17 protein-coding genes and 1 pseudogene are annotated in these 15,770 nt (G+C 40.1%); 8 read left to right on the plus strand and 10 right to left on the minus strand.

What is annotated here, in order from left to right; all coding sequences use genetic code 11:
* Positions 1 to 276 precede the first annotated feature (276 nt).
* Positions 277 to 696 (minus strand): DUF1104 domain-containing protein, encoded by a 420-nt coding sequence (locus CQA40_RS10180; protein ID WP_115520731.1) that lies wholly within the window; start codon positions 694 to 696, stop codon positions 277 to 279.
* A 314-nt stretch (positions 697 to 1,010) separates the two neighbouring features.
* Here CQA40_RS10180 and CQA40_RS10185 point away from each other — a divergent pair, with 314 nt between their 5' ends.
* The 6 genes from CQA40_RS10185 (at position 1,011) to CQA40_RS10210 (ending at position 7,195) form a co-directional block, all read left to right on the plus strand.
* On the plus strand, positions 1,011 to 1,547 hold the full coding sequence (locus CQA40_RS10185; protein WP_115520732.1) for a 50S ribosomal protein L25/general stress protein Ctc: 537 nt from the start codon (positions 1,011 to 1,013) through the stop codon (positions 1,545 to 1,547).
* 43 nt (positions 1,548 to 1,590) lie between these two features.
* Positions 1,591 to 2,520 (plus strand): aminoacyl-tRNA hydrolase, encoded by a 930-nt coding sequence (gene pth, locus CQA40_RS10190; RefSeq protein ID WP_181882924.1) that lies wholly within the window; start codon positions 1,591 to 1,593, stop codon positions 2,518 to 2,520.
* Between the two features lie 286 nt (positions 2,521 to 2,806).
* Positions 2,807 to 3,886 (plus strand): LptF/LptG family permease, encoded by a 1,080-nt coding sequence (locus CQA40_RS10195; protein ID WP_115520734.1) that lies wholly within the window; start codon positions 2,807 to 2,809, stop codon positions 3,884 to 3,886.
* Positions 3,887 to 3,958: 72 nt separating this feature from the next.
* Positions 3,959 to 5,089: a glycosyl transferase family 90 gene (locus CQA40_RS10200; protein ID WP_115520735.1), complete on the plus strand. Its 1,131-nt coding sequence runs from the start codon at positions 3,959 to 3,961 to the stop codon at positions 5,087 to 5,089.
* A gap of 149 nt (positions 5,090 to 5,238) precedes the next feature.
* The gene (locus CQA40_RS10205; protein ID WP_115520736.1) at positions 5,239 to 6,135 is read left to right on the plus strand and encodes a ferritin-like domain-containing protein; all 897 of its coding nucleotides are present in this window, start codon (positions 5,239 to 5,241) and stop codon (positions 6,133 to 6,135) included.
* Between the two features lie 136 nt (positions 6,136 to 6,271).
* Positions 6,272 to 7,195, plus strand: a complete 924-nt coding sequence (locus CQA40_RS10210) for a TIGR02757 family protein (protein ID WP_115520737.1) — start codon at positions 6,272 to 6,274, stop codon at positions 7,193 to 7,195.
* A 99-nt stretch (positions 7,196 to 7,294) separates the two neighbouring features.
* Here the strand turns inward: CQA40_RS10210 and CQA40_RS10215 are convergent, their stop codons facing one another.
* From CQA40_RS10215 to CQA40_RS10250, 9 genes and pseudogenes are all read right to left on the minus strand, one after another.
* The gene (locus CQA40_RS10215) at positions 7,295 to 7,681 is read right to left on the minus strand and encodes a biopolymer transporter ExbD (RefSeq protein ID WP_034560982.1); all 387 of its coding nucleotides are present in this window, start codon (positions 7,679 to 7,681) and stop codon (positions 7,295 to 7,297) included.
* A gap of 295 nt (positions 7,682 to 7,976) precedes the next feature.
* A pseudogene (exbB, locus tag CQA40_RS11750) lies at positions 7,977 to 8,390 on the minus strand (TonB-system energizer ExbB); the annotation flags it as partial.
* Between the two features lie 85 nt (positions 8,391 to 8,475).
* On the minus strand, positions 8,476 to 8,985 hold the full coding sequence (gene smpB, locus CQA40_RS10225) for an SsrA-binding protein SmpB (protein ID WP_258864548.1): 510 nt from the start codon (positions 8,983 to 8,985) through the stop codon (positions 8,476 to 8,478).
* Positions 8,978 to 10,030 (minus strand): 4-(cytidine 5'-diphospho)-2-C-methyl-D-erythritol kinase, encoded by a 1,053-nt coding sequence (locus CQA40_RS10230; protein WP_115520739.1) that lies wholly within the window; start codon positions 10,028 to 10,030, stop codon positions 8,978 to 8,980. Before CQA40_RS10230 ends, smpB begins: the two co-directional genes overlap by 8 nt.
* Before the next feature lie 9 nt (positions 10,031 to 10,039).
* A complete protein-coding gene (locus tag CQA40_RS10235) occupies positions 10,040 to 10,270 on the minus strand; it encodes a carbon storage regulator (RefSeq protein ID WP_023927491.1) in 231 nt (76 codons plus the stop codon).
* Positions 10,254 to 11,189: a tRNA pseudouridine(55) synthase TruB gene (gene truB, locus CQA40_RS10240; RefSeq protein WP_258864550.1), complete on the minus strand. Its 936-nt coding sequence runs from the start codon at positions 11,187 to 11,189 to the stop codon at positions 10,254 to 10,256. The genes CQA40_RS10235 and truB overlap by 17 nt, the downstream gene beginning before the upstream one ends.
* Before the next feature lie 247 nt (positions 11,190 to 11,436).
* A complete protein-coding gene (locus CQA40_RS10245; RefSeq protein ID WP_115520740.1) occupies positions 11,437 to 12,123 on the minus strand; it encodes a hypothetical protein in 687 nt (228 codons plus the stop codon).
* Between the two features lie 195 nt (positions 12,124 to 12,318).
* Positions 12,319 to 12,462: a hypothetical protein gene (locus CQA40_RS11325; RefSeq protein ID WP_181882925.1), complete on the minus strand. Its 144-nt coding sequence runs from the start codon at positions 12,460 to 12,462 to the stop codon at positions 12,319 to 12,321.
* Positions 12,463 to 12,474: 12 nt separating this feature from the next.
* The gene (locus CQA40_RS10250) at positions 12,475 to 13,125 is read right to left on the minus strand and encodes an LPP20 family lipoprotein (RefSeq protein ID WP_023927488.1); all 651 of its coding nucleotides are present in this window, start codon (positions 13,123 to 13,125) and stop codon (positions 12,475 to 12,477) included.
* A gap of 343 nt (positions 13,126 to 13,468) precedes the next feature.
* Here CQA40_RS10250 and CQA40_RS10255 point away from each other — a divergent pair, with 343 nt between their 5' ends.
* On the plus strand, positions 13,469 to 14,665 hold the full coding sequence (locus tag CQA40_RS10255; RefSeq protein ID WP_023927487.1) for an acetate kinase: 1,197 nt from the start codon (positions 13,469 to 13,471) through the stop codon (positions 14,663 to 14,665).
* 188 nt (positions 14,666 to 14,853) lie between these two features.
* Positions 14,854 to 15,414 (plus strand): isochorismatase family protein, encoded by a 561-nt coding sequence (locus tag CQA40_RS10260; protein WP_115520741.1) that lies wholly within the window; start codon positions 14,854 to 14,856, stop codon positions 15,412 to 15,414.
* Positions 15,415 to 15,770: the final 356 nt, after the last annotated feature.

Below are 15,770 nucleotides of genomic sequence, written 5' to 3' on the forward strand. Positions count from 1 at the left end.
GTGCTTAGGTATCTTAGAAGCAGATTTTTTTGTGGAGAAAGTATATAGCAGATAGTTCGGGAGGATTTTGGATTTTATTATGAGGGAGTAAAAGATTTAAGAAAAATAAAAAATCCCCAAAATGATTTTGCGCTTTAGATGATTTCTACTCAACAATTTCGCTAAAAACTAAAGCAAAATCTTTAGTAAAATCTTTCTAAAACGCGATTTTGGGGATTTGAGAAAGGTTTGATACAAAGGCTTTATAGAGATAGCTAAATGAAGCTACCAAAAAGCCTAGTGCTTGTGCTCGCCAGCTTTTTCTTCAGCTTTGTGCTCACCGCCGTGATGAGGACAACCACTGCCTGTGATACCAAACTCTTTTTTTGCTTCTTCGCTTAGCGCGTCAATCTTTGCTTTGAACTCTTTTTTTACAGACTCTTCATACGCACGGAAATCTTTGACTTTGAAGTTTTCAGTCGCTTTGTCATAAGCAGCTTTTACCCTGTCTAAGAAAGCCTTTTTTGCTTCGCCCTCAAGCTTGTTTGCTCGCTTGATAACCTCTAGCTTCAAATCTGCCGCATCAGCTGCTTTTAGCTTGCCATTATTGAGCTTGATAAGCTCATCATCGCTATTTTTGCTATAATCAGCCGCATAGCCAACAGACGCCAAAGACACGCTTACTAAGCCTGTCATCACAAGTTTTGCCATTCTCATAGGCACTCCTTACATTTTGAGATAAACTTGCATTATACACACAATGTGTAAATTTGATTTTTAAAAGTGGGTAATTTTTGTGGAAGTTTTTGTGGGAGCGTTACTTTTTGTCGCATTTTTGTATTTTGGCAGATTTTACTAGATTTGTTTTGTGTAGATTTTGGTAGCAATGCCAAACCCCAAATAGCAAATGAATAACAAGCGCAAAATGCAATAAAAACGCAGAATTTGCTAGCTTTTGGTAAAAAGTTTATGTTTTTTAAAGCAAAACATTGCTAAAATCTGCGCTTTTATTTTACGCGAAAGGATAGCTTATGCTAGAAGGAAAGATTAGAGAGAGTATTTCAAAGGCAAATGCAAAAGCCCTAAGGAATGATGGTTATCTAATTGCCAATATCTATGCAAAAGGCGTGGAAAATATCCATTGCGCCTTTAAGATAAATGACTTTATTAGAACCATTAAATCAAAAACCACGCTTGTTTTTCCCGTCAAAGTCGGGGATAAAACACTAGATGTGGTTATCCAAGAGTATCAAAAAGACCCTGTGTATGGGACGATTTTGCATATCGACTTGATGATAGCCCAAAAGGGCGTGCTAGCAAAATACAAAATCCCTGTGAAAACCAAAGGCACGCCTGTGGGGCTAAAAAACAAAGGCGTGCTTTTGCTAGCAAAAAAACGCATAAGCGTCAAAGCCAAAGCAGAAAATCTACCAAATGCTTATGAGCTAGATGTATCTGCGCTTGATGTAGGGCATAGCATTTTGGTGCGGGATTTGCCACAAAATGAGGCCGTGCAGATTACCGAAAATCCTGCCAATGCCGTAGTAAGCGTAGTCAAAGCAAAATAAGCCCTATAAATAGTTGCAATCCCAAAAAATGAGCCAAAGAGAAATGCTACTAAAAAAAGTAGCTTCTCTTTGCTCATCTCCGCTTAAGACTTCTGTAAAAACCCCCAAAGACACCGCACAAGGCACAAAATCGGTAGATTCTACAAGTCATATAAATTCTCCCAAAGACGCCACGATACCGCTTGCAAGCTGCACAGCAAACCCCATAGATTCCCCAAGTTTTTATAGTGATTTTTTCGCTTTGCTAAAAGAATCTCGCCAAGATGATAGCGAGCATCTTACCCAAAATCTACAAAATCCCCTCATAATCGTAGGGCTTGGCAACCCAACCCCCAAATACGCCAATAATCGCCATAATGTCGGCTTTATGATTGTCGATAAAATCGCGCAGATTTTGAGGCTAGAGTGGGAGAGTGCGACAAAATTTCAAGCCCAAATCGCCACGCTAAAACACCCTTTTATGACAAGCACAAATATCCATTTGCTAAAGCCACAATCCTTTATGAATCTATCTGGCGAGCCACTAAAAAACGCACTAAGATTTTATAAAATCAAAGATTTTATTATCTTGCACGATGAGCTAGATATAGATTTTGGCTCTATTCGCTACAAAGTAGGCGGAAGTAGTGGCGGGCACAATGGACTAAAATCTATCGACAATGAAGTGCATAGCAAGTATATGCGCGTGAGGTTTGGCATAGGGCGAGAAAAAGAAGCGGTGATAAGCTCTAGCACACAATCACTATCCACGCAATCTCGCGATAAACCACACGCGCAAAGCACGCAAATAGACAAATCGCTAAAAAATCATCAAGTCATCTCTTATGTGCTTGGGGATTTTAGTGAGGAGCAGCAAAAAAGGCTTGATGACTTGGTGCTGCATAGCGCGCTTAGCGTGCTATACTTCATCATCACGCGCGACTTTACAAAAACGCAAAATCTTTTTACGCTAAATGCCACGAAGCAAAAATAAGCGCAATAAAAGGGAGTGAAGTAAAAGAAGTAAAAGAAGTAAAAGAAGTAAAAGAAGTAAAAGAAGTAAAAGAAGTAAAAGAAGTAAAAGAAGTAAAAGAAGTAAAAGAAGTAAAATAGTGAAGTGAGAAATAAGGGAGCAAAATCAAGTGTAAATTCTCGTCAAAATCTCATTTGAGATATTTTGCGCTAGATTTTGCTAAGATTGTTGATTTTGACATAAAATAACAGATAAGCAAAATCAAGCGCAAAATCTAGCAAGCAAGACAAAAACAAAAAGGACAAATATGCCACGACTTAGGTTGTTTTTTTTTATCGGGCGATATTATATGCGCTATTTTTTGGTGATTTTTATCGCTTTGGAGCTGTTTTTTGTCGGTATTGATAGCCTCCAATACGCCGATAATTTCGCAGAATCAGCCAACCTTGTCGTGCTATTTTTTGCCTATGATTTTATGTATGCGGTAAATTTCACGCTTCCTATCTCGCTACTTTTGGCTATGGCGATTTGCTACCTCACACTTATCAAATCTAGCCAATACACCGCATTGCTCGCACTTGGGTATTCTAGGCGTAGGCTTTTGCGCCCTGTGCTCTTGCTTAGCCTTGCGCTTACTTGTCTTTATATCGGGCTAAATGCCACGCCATTTGCTTATGCTAGAGAAAAGGTAGCGACATTTTTCAAAGACTCTTCTAGCACACCCACAAAAGATTTGTTTGTCAAATATAATCAAAGCTATGTGTTTTTTGGCACGATAAATTCCCTAGCCCAAGCAAACAATGTGCGTGTGTTTGAAGTCAATAAAGATGAAAAAAAACTTGAGTCTTTTATCCAAGCAAAAAAGGCGTATTTTGAAAATGATGTTTGGGTGCTGCAAGAAGCAAAGACACAGGTTTTGCCAAGAAGCTGGAATCTAGGCAATGCTGGGATTGCAAGTAGCACCAAAGATAGATTGCCGATTTTGGAGAAATTTAATCCAAAAGTGCTAGATTCTTTTGCTCAAGCAAATCCATCGATTTCGATTATTGACGCGCTAGATTCTCTCTCACTCCTGCGCTCGCAAAAAATCTCCACCGATAAAGCCCGCTCGATTTTGTATTCACTCATTTTAGTCCCGCTTTTTGTGCCATTTGTGGCGATTATCATCGGGTATTATACGCCCTCTCTTGCTAGGTATACAAACCTCTACTTGCTTGGATTTTGCTTTATCATTTTTGCACTACTTGTGTGGGGGCTGTTTTTTGCGCTAAGTCAATTTGCGATTACAGACATTATCTACCCTGAAATCGCCGTGCCTGTGCCTATTGCCATACTAGCTAGTGTGGCAATAGGGTATTATGCAAGGCTAAATAAAAAGGCGGATTAGGCGTGGGCATCAACTAAAATCGCTTGAGCCAATACACGCTAAAAAACACAGCTAAAAACAAAGGAAAAGACAATGTCAAAATTTATCTATAATTTCAAAGGTATCGCTAGGGCGTTTATGCCTCGCGCTTTTTTTCAAGCAAGCCTATCTAGCAAAATAGCGCGGATTTTTAAAGACTTTGATGAAGCTACTTTAGAAAATATCGCTAAGCGCGTAAATCACTACCACAAAATCAACTCCTCCTTTAGCCTACCACTGCCAAACTTGCTCGCTTCACAAACTTCCAAAGGCGAGCAGTGGAAAAAGCCTCGCCTAAGTCTGCAAACCCCAAGCATAGGATTTGTTGGGGATAATAGCCCATCAAGCCTATACTCTAGCGTGTATTATTATGATTCTTATGAGTGGAGTAGGTATTTTAGAGATAATCTTTTGTGGGCTTATGAATTTGGCGATGTGAATTATTACCTAGACACTCCTGCGATAACTAAAACACGGCCGATAGAATCTAAAGCAAAATCTAGGGCGGATTCTGTAAAAAAATCTAGCAAGGATTTTGATAGAGAATCTATCGCAGAGGGGGGGGGGGAATCAAACCAAAATAGCATTTTGCTGCAACTAGAAAAAAACAGGCATTTTTGCTTTTTCAAAGATAAAATCCCTTATGCGGACAAAAAAGACGCATTAGTCTTTCGCGGGGCGTGCTTCCAAGAGCATAGAAACAAATTTTTGCGAGAGTTTTTCCACCACCCAAAATGCGACATAGGCGACACAAGCGGTAGCGCACAAAATGCAGAATTTGCAAAGCCAAAAATCTCCAAAGAAGCGCATTTGGAATATAAATTTATCTTAAGTTTGGAGGGGAATGATGTCGCTAGCAATCTAAAGTGGGTGATGAATTCAAACTCACTTTGCATAATGCCAAAGCCAAAGTATGAGAGCTGGTTTATGGAATCAAAGCTAGTTTCTGGCGTGCATTATGCAGAGATAAATGATGAATATAGCGATATAGAAGCTGTGATAGAGCACTATCTAAGCCACGAAAACCAAGCGCAAGAAATCATTAAAAACGCGCAAAATCACTGCGCAAAGTTTCAAAATCCTCGCATAGAGGAAGCGTGCAATCTACTTGTGCTAAGGAAATATTTTGCTTTGAGTGGGCAAATTGAGATAACTAAAGAGGAGCGCGAACTATTTGGAATCTAGAAAAATCGTGGCGATAAATTGGCGATAAATTTTTGTGTGGCTTTTTGCGATAAATTTCAAATGTAGTAGATTTTGTTTTTTAAGATTTTTGAAAGTCTTTAATATTTTGAAGCACTGCAAAAATATGCAAAAATCAAAGGGGATAATAAATGGATTTTTTCTTAGCACTAGAATCTGTGCTTTTTTGCAAAGATATAGATTCTCGTTATGCGTTGTTTAGGGATTTGTATGAGGACTTTCTCTCTCAAAAAACCACACTAAATCACAGCCAAATCATAAACAAAGATTTTGCCTCGTTTTCGCCCTGCAAACTTACAGAACCCACCAAAATCCACCGAAGCAAAAGCATAAAGTCAAAAGAAAGTCTTGCCAAGACGCTACATTCTATCGCACACATTGAGTTTTGCGCTATAAGCCTTGCACTAGATTCTGCATATCGTTTTAGACACTTGCCAAGAAGCTATTATGAGGATTGGCTTGGTGTGGCTAATGAGGAATTTGGGCATTTTTTCTTACTGCGCGATTTGCTAGGAGAGATTGGGTTTGATTATGGGGATTTTACATCGCATTTTGGGCTATATGAAGCGATGAGTGCGACAGGAGAAAATCTCATCTATCGTATGGGAGTGGTTCATCGCGGGCTAGAGGCAAAAGGACTTGATGCCAATCCTTTTGTGCTAGAAAAATTGCGCCAAAGTGATTTTGGGGTGGATAGGTTTTGTGGATTTATGAGTGAGGTGGAGCGGGTATTTGGGATTATACTGCACGATGAGATAGCCCATGTAAGCAAAGGAAGCAAATGGTGGGAGTTCGCCCAAAAGCAAGACAAGGCAAAAGAAAGTGGGGATAAAAATGATTTAAGCAAAAAAAGCTGTGGAGATTTTATAGAGATTTGTGAGAAGTTTAGCGGATTTGTGCTAGCAGGGAAAATCCTAAATATTCAAGCAAGGCTAGCAAGTGGCTTTAGCAAAGAGGAGTGTGAGAGGATAGATAGATTTTATAAAGATAGATTTAGCAAACATAGTGTAGATTTTGCAAAAACTTAGAGTATTTAGCGTGAAATAGTGTGAAATTTGATTTTGGCTTTGCCTGAAATGGCAATTTTTGTGATAGCAGATTTTGACTATACAAATTTTGGCTATAATGCCAAAGCATTTTCACACCTTAAAAAAGACAACCACAATGAAAGAACAGACAAAAAAACAACAAAAAAATCCACAAGATTCTACACAGACTAATAAAATCCTAAAACACATACTAGATTTTCACTACGAGTCCTACAACTCACAAGAAGCGATAAATAGGCAAAATCTAGACCCTCTACTAAAAGTCAAAGAATATATAAACAATAAAAATACACAAAAAAACCTAGATGAGATTGCTTATGTCGCGCTTGTTTGCGCTCTTTTTGCTTATGGGAATGTTAGAGCGATTTTGAAGTTTTTGGACTCTTTAGATTTTGGATTGCTAGATTCTAGCGAAGCGATTGTGGCGAGTGATTTTCCATACTATCGCTTCCAAAAAGCAATAGAAGTCAAGCTATTTTTTTTGGCACTTTGTGAAATGAAGCAAAATCGTGCGTTAGAATCTATTTTGCATTTGCACAAATCGCGTCCAAAGCCTATTTATCTGCTTATCAATGAGTGCATAGAAGCGATTTGGCAAGTCGCAAAAAAATATGCCACAAAGCTGAACTACACGCTAGAAAGCCACACTTCAAAGCCTAATGGATTTGCGTTTTTGGTAGGCACGCCACTACCAAATACCTCCGTGCTGCCTAGCTCGCCACTGAAGCGATGGAATATGTTTTTGCGCTGGATGGTAAGAGAAGATAATGTAGATTTGGGATTGTGGAGGGAATATATTTGCCCAAGCGAGCTACTTTTACCACTTGATACGCATACATTTGGCGTGTGTCGCACTCTAGGATTGCTAAATCGCAAAAGCTATGACTTCAAAGCGGTGCTTGAAGTGAGTGAAAATCTAGCGCGATTTGACAAAGATGACCCGATAAAGTATGACTTCGCGCTATATCGGCTAGGACAAAAAGGCATAATAAAAAAAGGAGAAAAAGTGGATTTTTCAAAACTTTTGCTATGTGAGTAAAATCTGTGAGAATTTTAGGAATATTTTGGGTAGTTTTGCAAAAAGGCTAGTTTTATCGGCTTTTGTGCGTTGTTGTTTTATCTCTACGCTATTGCCACGCTACTTTTCTTCTTCTACGACAATGTAGAGCTCTTTTAGTCCTTGCGCTTGAAGCGTATCCATTACTTGCACGAAACTATCAAGATTGCTTTTAGAATCGCCATTTAGGATAATAGGTGTGTCCTTTTCGTAGCTACGAAGTGCTTTGCGTAGCTCCTCTAGCGATACATTGTCGTTTTCGATATAGTATTTCCCCTCGCTATCAATAGTGATATTCACAGGTTTTTTGGGGGCGGCTTCATTTGAGTGCTCGCCATCGCTTACCTTTGGGACATTGACTTGGATGCGCGAAGTGTTGATAAATGACGCGGTAGTCAGCACGATGACTAGAAGCACAAGCATAATATCAATAAAGGGCACAAGATTCATAGAATCCATTTTTTTCATCGCCATTTCTTACACCTTGTGAGATTTATTGTATGTTTTTTTATCAAACGCGCGGTGGATTGGTTGTAGAGCCTGCACCTAGTGTACTACCCTGTGGTCTTAGGTTTTGGGAGGATTGCTGGGTAGTGGTTGGCTGTGGATTTTGGGTAGTTCGTCCTGCCTGTCCTTGCATTTGAGATTGCATTTGGGCTTGTCTTTGTATTTGAGATATTTGGGATTGTTGTGTGGCTACTTGCTGGGCTACTTGTGCGCTACTCATCGGTCGAGTAGTTGCTGCTCTAGGTGGCTCTGTGTAGGGCTTATGATGAATATCCCATAGCGTTAGCACGACATCTGCCTTTCTTGTTAGCAGGTTATATGTTACGATACTTGGTATTGCCACGATTAGCCCAGCAGCTGTGGCTTTTAGCGCGAGAGAAAGCCCCGTCATTATCGCGCCTGTGTCTACATTTGAATCTGCACCGATTTCTACGAATGTTATCATAATCCCAGCCACAGTCCCCAAAAGCCCTATATATGGAGCATTTGAACCGATAGTCGCCAATAGCGTAAGTCGTTTGTGCAAATCAAGCTCTAAAAATCGCCTATCGTTGTAGTCATCAACGCGCACTGTGGCAAAAAACCACAACCGCTCAATCGCGATAGCCACAACCACCACAGATAGCATTCCCAAAAACCCTAGCACACCGTAATCTACCATTTCTTTCACGGAAAATTCCTTCTCTCAAAATTCAAAGTAATTATGGATTATAGCACAAATGCAATGGAATCTATAACACTCTCTTTGGCATTTTTTAGAGTTTTTTGCCAAAATCTTTAAAATTCGCTCTCGCCTCTCTATCAAGAATTTTTTTCTTTAGGGCTTCGCGCTTATCGTGCAGATTTTTACCCTTTGCTAGGGCGATTTGAAGTTTTACTTTGCCTTTTTTGTTGAAATAAATCATCAAAGGCACGATAGTAAGCCCCTCTTGGGATACTTTGCCAAGCCATTTGTTGATTTCTTTTTGGTGAAGTAGCAGCTTTCTAGCACGCTTTTCATCGGGTCGGAAGTGCGGATTTACACTTGAGAGAAAAGAAATGTGCATACCAAAGATAAAAGCCTCTCCCTTTACAAAGCGCACAAAGCTATCTTTGAGGTTGCAGCGGGATTTACGAAGTGATTTTACCTCCGAGCCAAGCAAGACTACACCTGCTTCTAGCTTTTCTAAAATCTCATAATCAAAAAGGGCTTTTTTGTTTTGAGCTATCATTTTTGTGGCTTTTGGATTTTTCTTGTGCTTTTTTTTAGCAAAATCATTACTCAAAAAGTGAGGGGGAATCTAAGGGCTTTTTAGATTCTTTCTTAGTGGGCTCATTAGAATCTTGCTTAGATTCTTTAGCAAAATCTTGCTTTAAATCCTGTGTAAAATCTTGCGCAAAATCCTGTGTGCCACCCTGATTGGAATCTATTTTTTGAGAATCAGTGGATTTTGCTTCTTTTGTGGAATCTGTGACGTTTTTTTCTACACCAAGTGCGCGAAAAAAGCTACTCCCACTGCCAGAGAAAAACCACCCCTCCCCTAGCTCTTGGGCAACTTCTAGCAGTTGTGGATATAGCGCACACGCAGGGGCAAACAAATCATTAAGCGCGCTAAGAGAAGCAAATCTTTCACAAGCATAAGAATTGCGTTGTGTGGCTTGCCTATCTTGTGCCAAACCTTGCACTTCCCCAAAGTCTAACACTTTTTGATTGCTAAAATCTGCAAATATATCTTTGGGGCTAAGTTTTAGGATTTGCTTTTCTATCATAGAGCGATATTGTCTATACACGGCGCGTGTATCGCAAAAAATATCAGGTGTGTAGATTTCAAACTCACTAATATCATCGCTTGGGATTTTGTGCGGTGTGATTTTTTCGCCCACTCCCCCCACTTCTGCAAAATCCACACCACTTACAAAAAACGCCACATCCGCACCAACGCGCTTTGCCATAGCGTTTAGCTCCTCGCTTGATAGCTCAAGGCAAAACATAGAATCTATCCCATTTAGCACACACCCAGCATTGGAACTTCCTCCGCCTAGCCCAGCACCTTTTGGGATATGCTTTGCTACTTTTATATGCACAGGTGGAAATTGTTTGGGGTATTTCTCTCTAAGAAGTCGCAGTGCGCACGCTACGCTAGAGTCTTTTGCATCACAGCCAAAATCCCCCTCGATAATGTCTTTGCCGTTGCTAGATTCTGTGATTTCTATTTCATCATAGAGTTTGCCCTTTATGCGAGCAAAGCGGGACTCTAGCAGGTGATAGTTGCCATCAAAATCGATGATTTTTAGGTAGATATTGATTTTTGGGTAAGCTTTTAGAATCATTAGTGTAATTTAGCGTTTGATATGTTTGGAAAAATCTGTCAAAACCTCATCACTAGCGGTTTTTACAGCTTTTTTGTTTTCTTTTATGACGGCATCTTTTAGCTCGGCACGAAGTATAAGCATTTTGGGTGGTGCTTCAAAGCCGAGCTTTACGCTTCCTCTATCAATAGAGACGACTTTTATCATCACGCTATCGCCAATGACAATGCTTTCATCTTGCTTCCTAGAGAGTATCAGCATACGAAATCCTATTACATAGATACTTGATGTTGCCATCTTTTAGAATCTCTATTATAGAGAAAAATTCGCTAAATTGAACTATGAAAATACCACTTTTGGTGTTTTTTATGCAAATTTTTGCACCATTTTTTATCAAATCCTCATAATGAGAATCCAACTCCAATCGCCCAAAAGGCAAAACTTCTAGCGGATTTAGAAAAATCTCTACACCATTTTTGGCGCACAAACTCCCCTCTTTTGTGCGCTTTAGTGCGCTTAAAATCCCGCTTACGCCTAGATTTTGTGCGATTAGCTCGCCCAAAGAACGCACATAGCTTCCTTTAGAAACTTCGCTTAAGAAGTGCAAAAATGGGTGGTTATATCCCAAAATTTCCAAAGAATACACACTCATCGTGCTTTGTGCTAGATTTACCTCCTCTCCAGAGCGAGCGAGTGTATAAGCCCTCTTGCCAGATATTTTTTTGGCACTGAAACTAGGAGGTGTGTAAGTGATATTCCCACATAGATTTTGCAAAACTTCGGCTATTTGGCTTTGGCTAAATTTTGGCACACTCTCCACACCCAAAAAATTTTCTATATCAAGGCTTTTTGATTTTGCTCCAAGCCATAGCACCGCTTCATATCGCTTCGGCTCGGTGTTTATAAATGGCAAAAGTTTCGTATAAGTCCCACTTGCTATTAGCAAAGAGCCTTGCGCAAAAGGGTCAAGTGTCCCGCTAAAGCCAGCTTTGGCTAAGCCATATTTGCGCTTTATTTTGCCCAAAAAAGCATTACTTGTGATAAAAGCAGGCTTATATGCCAAAATCAAGGCGTTTTGTATAGGTGTGGTTTTTGTAAATGCAGTTTTTGTAGACATAGTTTTTGTAAATATAGTTTTTGCACCTTTTGTGCTTTTTGTGGTAGATTTTTGATTTTGCAAAGATTTTGCCTAAGCTGTTAAATCGTAGTCGCCCTAGCGAAACATCAAATAAATCTTATAAAAAAATACCGCGCATAGAACGACAAACCCTACAAGCCCGATAGTTTCTATCATTTATATAGCTCCTTTTATCTCAAATGCCTTTTGTGATTTTGTTAGAAAACTTGTGGATTTTGATTTTTTTTACAAAAATGGATTTTAGATTTTCTAAAGTCGCTAAACTAAAGCCTTTGTGGATTTTGTGTCTTTATTTATTCATTCGCCTCTCTCGCTCTTCTTCCTCGTCCTCCTCAAAGTCTATGACTTTTTGTGGCTCATAGCTAAAAAGTGAGAGGGTTACGCCTGTGGTGGTGTTTTTAAAGATTACTCCCTCTTTTGTGCGGCGATAAAAAATCATCTCGCCATTTTTTTGAAATCTCTGCACTATGGCAGTGTGAGAGTTGGTGTTGGACTCTATGACTAAGCCTTCTGCGCGAAAAATATCTCGTCCTAGCAAAATATCATCAAACAAATCCCCATAGCTTACCTTGCCAAAAAATCTCTTTGCGGCAGGAATCTTTCGCACACAATCGCCCAAAATGCAGATTTTGCGCTTTCCTATTTCGATATTGCCAATCGTCTTGCCAGCAGCAAAAAGCTCAATTATGATTTCGTTTTTGGCATTCACACCCACAGTCGCGTAGTCATAGTAGCGGAAATTTTTTGAGTTGATATATAGAAGTTTTTTGGAAGTATCTTTGGGAGAGTTTTGCTCCTCTATTTTTGCCTGCTTTGCTTTGCCCTCCTTGCTTATGGGGCGATTGCTAAAAAAGTCTTGCAACGCACCATTAGCGCAACCTGTGAGGAAAAAGGCTAGTGCGACAATGCCTAAGACACTCAAAAATTTCTGCGAAAAAATACACTGCAGAAATTGCCATTTACCTTTTAGATTCATTACCTTTTTGCCTTGATGCTAATTTGTGTAAAATCCCCAAGAAGAATTATAAAAATATAAATTCTAGGGATTTTAAGATTCCCCCTTCCCTAATAAGAAAGAAATAAAGCAGATTCACTAGCTTTAAGCAAACTAGCCAAAACAAACCAAGATTTTGGCTATATCTAAGTTTTAAGCCAAGTTTGCTTAAAAAAACTAGCCAAAACAAAATCTGCTAGCAAAATTTACCCCTGAAGCATACCACGCAGGCAATGCCATTTGTAGCATTTGTGATATTTGCGCCACTTCTGCTATTTTTGCTACTTCTACACTACTTGGATTTATACTTTGGATTTTCACGCTTTTGTTAGATTATCTACCACCCAAAGCGCGATACCATACGCGTCCATCAAGTTTTAGCTCCATTGTTACTTGGCACATTCCAGCTTTGCAATCCACATTTACCACATCTGCGCCACGCACAAGGGCTTGGACTTTTGCCTTTACGCTAGAGCTTGTTACAGCCATATTTTCTACTGTGTCTTGTCCGTTTAGCTTGATACCATACATTTTTTCGCCCAAAAGTTTATACGCATCAATCATTGCTGCTCGTTTGGCAAGCGCGGTAGATTGCGCAGGCGAAATCGCATTTTGTGGAGCGACACCCGTGCCGACAACTTGCAATTCAATTAGGTTGCTAGGTGTTAGGTTTGGGTTGTTTTGGATAATAGGCTCTGCACCCTTTGGAAGTGGTGCACCATTTGCTCCTAGCACATCATCGTCATCATCATTGCTCATAAGGCTACTTTGCAAAAGTGCGTTTGGGGGCATAGGCGTTTGCATAGGAGGATTGCCCAAAACCGAAGAGTTGCCAAAACTTGGTCTATCTAGTCCCACAGGCTGAAAATCCACGCTCGGAGGCGTAAGCCCTACCTGATTTTGCGCTGGTGTGCACGCTACCATCGCTAGTGCTGCTACAAGGCTAGCAGATATTGTCCTAAACTTTTGTGTCTTGCTTGTCATTGGAATGTCCTTTGTGAAAAGTTATCCACCTACGAAGCAAAACCTGTGCCAAAAATTTGCAAAAATCTTTTTTGGGATAAAACATAATATATTTTGTAAAAACTCTAAAAAAATCAAGCAAAACTGCCAAAAAGACAAGTAATTTTTTTACAAAACGCGTAGATTCTACACATTTTGTAAAATATTGCTTAAGAAAAACTACAAAATGTTTGCATTGTTAAGCAGATTTTTTTAACATATCTTACGCGAATCAAATTTGCGCAAACCAAATTTGCAACTTTGAAATTGCGTTTAATTTGTTTGCAAACTTATCCATACTCATCATACAACTAAAGGAGAAAAGATGAATGTATTAGTAGTAAATTGCGGGAGCTCATCGCTCAAATTCCAACTCATCAATGTCGATAGCGAAAAAGTCCTAGCCTCTGGGATTTGCGATAGAATCGGGCTTGAAGGAAGCGTGCTGAACTACAAAAAAGGCGAGGAAAAAGTAAGCCAAACACTCTCTTTGACGAACCATTCAAAAGCGATTTCTGCGGTGCTAGAAATCCTCACAGACAAAAAAGTCGGTGCAATCAAATCTCTAAGCGAAATCGCTGCTATTGGACATCGCGTGGTGCACGGGGGTGAGTATTTCAAAGAATCTGTGCTTATAGATGAAGTGGTGATAAAGCATATTGAGGATTGCTCCGCACTCGCACCACTGCACAATCCCGCGCACCTAATGGGAATCAAAGCCTGCTCTGAACAAATGCCAAAAACGCCAATGGTGGCGGTGTTTGACACGGCGTTTCATCAAAGTATGGAAGCGCGCGCGTATATGTATGGCGTGCCTTATGAGTGGTATGAGAAGCACAAAGTCCGCAGATACGGCTTTCACGGGACAAGCCACAAATATGTATCACAGCGCACTGCGGAATTTTTGGGGCTTGATTACAAAAATTCTAAAATCATTGTCTGCCACTTGGGCAATGGCGCGTCTATCTCTGCGGTGAAAAACGGCAAATGCGTGGATACGAGTATGGGGCTAACGCCGCTAGAGGGGCTTATAATGGGGACTAGAAGCGGGGATTTAGACCCTGCGATATTGGACTATATCGCCGATAGAGAGGGGCTAAACACCAAAGCTATCGTAAATGTGCTTAATAAAAAATCTGGCGTGCTCGGAATCTCGGGAGTGTCAAGCGATTTTAGAGATTTGCTAGATGCCGAGCTAAAGGGCGATGAGCGAGCTAAACTTGCGCGAGCGGCGTTTGCTTATCGTGTGCTTAAATACATTGGAAGCTATTGCGCGGTGATGATTGGCGTTGATGCGATTGCGTTTTGTGCGGGCGTGGGCGAAAATGCGAAATTCATACGCGGTATGATTGTGGAGCATTTGGAGTTTTTGGGCGTGAAGCTCGATGAGGAAGCAAACAATGTCTGCGGGAAAGAGGCGATTATCTCTACGAAAGATTCCAAAGTCAAAGTCTGCGTAATCCCCACAAATGAGGAGCTTGTCATCGCGCGAGACACAAAGGCAATCGTAGCAAAACTCTAAAAGCTTTTACGCGCAGTCGCTTTGTGTGGTTGTGCTTGGAAACCATAGAAGATTCTAGAATTTAAAGGGGATTTAAAAGGATTTTGGCGTAAGCCTTGCGTGATACTTATTTGGCGTTTGTGAATCTTAGCATTTGCAAGCCCTAAGTGCAAAATCACAAAATCCCTAAGATTTATAAAGGGCAGAAAATGAAAACCTTTGAATATGGGCTATATAAGCCTAGCGAGGCACTTTTTGTTGTGATAGACATTCAAGAAAGGCTAGCCCAGCTAATGTTTAGCGAGCAAAATCTCATCAAAAACACCAACACCTTGCTAAAAGGTGCGGGGATTTTGGGCGTGCGCACACTCATAACCGAGCAATACCCAAAAGGGCTTGGCAGCACTGATAATCGCGTGGATTTTGACAAGGACAATACCCCTGTGCTAGAAAAGACAAGTTTTAGCATTTTTGGGAATGCACAAATTACGGATTTCATCGTGCAAAGTGGGGCGAAAAACCTCATAATCTGTGGGATTGAAAGCCATATCTGCGTGCTTCAAAGCGTCCTGCACGCGCTCAATTTGGGGCTAGCTGTGTGGGTGGCACAAGACGCGCTAAGCTCACGCACGCAAGAAAATCATCTAAACGCCATAGAGCTAATGCGTAGCAAGGGGGCACATATCTCTTGTGTGGAGTCGCTACTTTTTGGCGCGATGCTAGAATCTAAAAACGAGTGTTTTAAGCAGATTAGTGCGCTGATTAAGTAGCCAAAATCTAAGCAAGTGCAAAATCTTAAGCAAAATCTAAAAAGCATTTTACGCTTGCTTTTATCTCTTGCTTATCCAAACTTATATAAACTCTTTTTACGCATAATTTTTTAGCAAACGCAAAAACACTGCTGATTTTGACTGCAAAAATTCTTGCAAAAAACTTGCAATTATTCAAAAAAAGCATTCGGGTATGCCACAAATCTTAATCATAAAATAAAGTTTTAAGACGGCAAAAAAGCAACGGCACACAAATTTTGCGCAATGCTTGCGCAAAAAAACAAAAAACGCTATTTTTTATATTTTCGCGTTTTTTAGCTTTTGTCGCTTTTTTTATCTGGTTCGCTATTTAACAG

Source organism: Helicobacter sp. MIT 01-3238, from assembly GCF_003364135.1.
In the GTDB taxonomy this organism is placed as follows: domain Bacteria; phylum Campylobacterota; class Campylobacteria; order Campylobacterales; family Helicobacteraceae; genus Helicobacter_B.

Bases quoted from the DNA above. Each gene is read 5' to 3' on its own strand.
- CQA40_RS10180 (WP_115520731.1), bottom strand. From the start codon at position 696: ATGAGAATGGCAAAACTTGTGATGACAGGCTTAGTAAGCGTGTCTTTG.
- CQA40_RS10185 (WP_115520732.1), top strand. From the start codon at position 1,011: ATGCTAGAAGGAAAGATTAGAGAGAGTATTTCAAAGGCAAATGCAAAA.
- pth (WP_181882924.1), top strand. From the start codon at position 1,591: ATGCTACTAAAAAAAGTAGCTTCTCTTTGCTCATCTCCGCTTAAGACT.
- CQA40_RS10195 (WP_115520734.1), top strand. From the start codon at position 2,807: ATGCCACGACTTAGGTTGTTTTTTTTTATCGGGCGATATTATATGCGC.
- CQA40_RS10200 (WP_115520735.1), top strand. From the start codon at position 3,959: ATGTCAAAATTTATCTATAATTTCAAAGGTATCGCTAGGGCGTTTATG.
- CQA40_RS10205 (WP_115520736.1), top strand. From the start codon at position 5,239: ATGGATTTTTTCTTAGCACTAGAATCTGTGCTTTTTTGCAAAGATATA.
- CQA40_RS10210 (WP_115520737.1), top strand. From the start codon at position 6,272: ATGAAAGAACAGACAAAAAAACAACAAAAAAATCCACAAGATTCTACA.
- CQA40_RS10215 (WP_034560982.1), bottom strand. From the start codon at position 7,681: ATGAAAAAAATGGATTCTATGAATCTTGTGCCCTTTATTGATATTATG.
- CQA40_RS10230 (WP_115520739.1), bottom strand. From the start codon at position 10,030: ATGATTCTAAAAGCTTACCCAAAAATCAATATCTACCTAAAAATCATC.
- CQA40_RS10235 (WP_023927491.1), bottom strand. From the start codon at position 10,270: ATGCTGATACTCTCTAGGAAGCAAGATGAAAGCATTGTCATTGGCGAT.
- CQA40_RS10245 (WP_115520740.1), bottom strand. From the start codon at position 12,123: ATGAATCTAAAAGGTAAATGGCAATTTCTGCAGTGTATTTTTTCGCAG.
- CQA40_RS10250 (WP_023927488.1), bottom strand. From the start codon at position 13,125: ATGACAAGCAAGACACAAAAGTTTAGGACAATATCTGCTAGCCTTGTA.
- CQA40_RS10255 (WP_023927487.1), top strand. From the start codon at position 13,469: ATGAATGTATTAGTAGTAAATTGCGGGAGCTCATCGCTCAAATTCCAA.
- CQA40_RS10260 (WP_115520741.1), top strand. From the start codon at position 14,854: ATGAAAACCTTTGAATATGGGCTATATAAGCCTAGCGAGGCACTTTTT.